At 76.4% G+C, this 1,920-nt stretch carries 3 protein-coding genes; 1 reads left to right on the plus strand and 2 read right to left on the minus strand.

Annotated features, from left to right (window positions below; all coding sequences use genetic code 11):
* Nucleotides 1-597: alpha/beta fold hydrolase (locus ACFFNX_RS48780; protein WP_378213278.1), on the plus strand; the 597-nt coding region annotated here is incomplete at its 5' end.
* Between the two features lie 10 nt (nt 598-607).
* Here the strand turns inward: ACFFNX_RS48780 and ACFFNX_RS48785 are convergent.
* Both ACFFNX_RS48785 and ACFFNX_RS48790 read right to left on the minus strand, forming a co-directional pair.
* The gene (locus ACFFNX_RS48785) at nt 608-1,018 is read right to left on the minus strand and encodes a hypothetical protein (protein WP_378213279.1); all 411 of its coding nucleotides are present in this window, start codon (nt 1,016-1,018) and stop codon (nt 608-610) included.
* A 91-nt stretch (nt 1,019-1,109) separates the two neighbouring features.
* Nucleotides 1,110-1,649, minus strand: a complete 540-nt coding sequence (locus ACFFNX_RS48790; RefSeq protein WP_378213280.1) for a 2'-5' RNA ligase family protein — start codon at nt 1,647-1,649, stop codon at nt 1,110-1,112.
* Nucleotides 1,650-1,920 lie beyond the last annotated feature (271 nt).

Genomic DNA, 1,920 nt, shown 5'->3' on the forward strand with positions numbered 1-1,920 from the left:
TTCCTGGACGCGCTGCGGCTCGATCATCCGATCCTGGTCGGCCAGTCGGCCGGCGCCGCGATCGTGTCCGAGGCGGTGCTGCGCGCCCCCACGCGCGCCGGCGGGCTGCTGCTCCTCGACGGCGACGCGCTGGCCGGCGGCGCCGGCCCCCCGTCGTTCGTCCACCACCTGGTGATCCCGCCGTACCGCACCACGCTCCTGCGGATGGTCGTGCGCTCCGACCGGCTGATCCGGACGATCTACTCGAGCCAGTGCGGGCCGGCCTGCCCGCGCCTGGACGCCGCCGGCGTGGACGTGTGGCGCCGTCCGTACGAGGTCGCCGGCGCGGAGGCGGGAGTCTGGGGCATGCTGCGGTACGGCGTCGCCGGCCTGCCGGCGAGCCGAGTGGAGCTGCTGCGCGGGGTGGGCCTGCCCAAGGTGGTCGTGTACGGCGCGGACGACCACGTCTTCGCCAAGACGTCGGCGGCCGACACGGCCCGGCGGATCGGAGCCCCGTCGCCCACCCTCATCCCGGGCGCCCGGCACCTGACCATGATCTCCTCGCCGGGCGAGGTCGCCCGCGCCGTCGAGGCGCTCGCGGGCGGGCGTCGCCCTTGACCGGGCTCTCTCAGCGGGCGCGTACCCGGCGGAGGCGGCCGCTGACCAGGACCGGGCCCGCGTGCACGGTCACGCCGGCGAAGCCCCCCGCGGCCTCGGCCACCCAGTAGATGCCCTCGATGACGACCGCCGGGATCCGCCGTACCGCCGGCCTGAGCCCGCCGGTGGTGAACCCCGCGGTGGCCGACGTCGTCCCGGCGGGAAGCTGACCCCAGGCGAGTGCCCAGGACTCGCCGCCGCGCGGGCTGCGCCAGGCCCCGCGCAGCACCGAGACCGACACGGGCGTGGCGACGCAGACGTCCGCCATCCGGGATCCCTCGTAGATCTCCAACGCCGCCCGGTCGGCGGTGCTCCGGCCCACCCGTACCGTCCAGCCGCTGATCGGCAGCCGCAGGAGCGGAACCTCCCCCGTATGTCCCATCGTCGACCCCCACCGTCGGAGCGTGTCGGGGTCCAGTCCACCGGCGGGCCCTGGGGAACACCCACGAGCCGCCTCAGAGTTCCCTGTGAGTTCACCCCGGACCTGCGCCGTCCCCCAGCGGGAACGCCGCGACGCCGCGCCAGGAGCCCGGCTCGGCCGACCCCGCGATGAGAGAGACGGACCCGACGGCGGCCCGGATCGGCAGGTGGGCCGTGACGGCCTCGGCGGCCCGTTCCAGCAGGGGGCGAGGCATGTCGTGCCCGATCGTCAGGTGCGGTGTCGAGCCGGGGTGCGCGCCACCGTACGGCGGGGTCTCGGGGAACCGCCGCCAGACCGCCGCGGTGAGCGCCCGGAACGGTTCGCCGGGCTCGGGCGCCAGCCAGACGACCGCGTCGCCGAACCAGCGGACGCTCCGCAGGGTCACCGCGAACCGGGGAACGGCGGCGACCGCGGCGGCGACACGGGCGAGCACCTCGTCGTCGATCCGGCCGGGCGGCAGGAACGGATAGAGCACCGTGACGTGCGCGGGCACGCCCCAGGAGGCGGCGGTGTCGAGCGACGCCCGGTGCGGGCCGACCGCCTCCTCGGCCTCGGGCACCGGCACGATCAGCGCGCTCTGCGTCGGTGTCATGACGGAAGTGTCCGGCAGCCTCCGGCACCCGTCCATCGAATACGGCCGGCGTGCCGCCGGGAGGGCCCGTCGGCGGACCGGGGTCCGACCGGTGGCGCGACCTTGCCACAATGGGGCGGATGAGCGAACCGGGAGTGAAGAGGCGGTGGGACCGGCCGGACGCGTCCATGTCGCTGCTCGCCGACCTGCTGTCCGGCTCCGGCCTCGATCCCGGGTACGAGGAGGCCGCCGTGCGCCGGGCCGCCTCGGGCGGCGGCGCGGCCGGCCGGGC

The organism is Actinoallomurus acaciae, from assembly GCF_042429965.1.
Lineage (GTDB): Bacteria > Actinomycetota > Actinomycetes > Streptosporangiales > Streptosporangiaceae > Actinoallomurus > Actinoallomurus acaciae.

Coding starts and splice junctions, on each gene's coding strand:
- ACFFNX_RS48785 (WP_378213279.1), bottom strand. CDS start 1,018: ATGGGACATACGGGGGAGGTTCCGCTCCTGCGGCTGCCGATCAGCGGC.
- ACFFNX_RS48790 (WP_378213280.1), bottom strand. CDS start 1,649: ATGACACCGACGCAGAGCGCGCTGATCGTGCCGGTGCCCGAGGCCGAG.